The sequence below is a fragment of the Phormidium sp. CCY1219 genome (genome assembly GCF_035615515.1).
Taxonomy (GTDB): Bacteria; Cyanobacteriota; Cyanobacteriia; order Cyanobacteriales; family Laspinemataceae; genus CCY1219.
Window position 1 is genome coordinate 1 of the sequence record NZ_JAJENT010000222.1, and the last position, 258, is coordinate 258.

The window sequence follows — 258 nt, forward strand, 5'->3', positions numbered from 1 at the left end:
CCTAAACAACGGTTTGAATTAGCCCAGAAACTTGGGAAGAAATCCAAAGCCCGCTCCTTACGCAGAATATGGATTCCAAAACCAGGGCGCGATGAAAAGCGTCCTTTAGGAATTCCGACAATAAAGGATAGAGCCGAGCAAGCCTTGGTAAAACTGGCATTAGAACCCCAATGGGAAGCCAGATTTGAGGCAGACTCATACGGATTTAGGCCAGGGAGGTCAGCGCACGATGCGATTGATGCCATATTCAAGAAGGTT

The 258-nt window shown here is 47.7% G+C and carries 1 protein-coding gene; it reads left to right on the forward strand.

The features are described 5' to 3' along the window. On the forward strand, positions 1-258 hold a 258-nt coding region (locus tag LKK83_RS01975; protein WP_324629097.1), incomplete at both ends, for a reverse transcriptase/maturase family protein.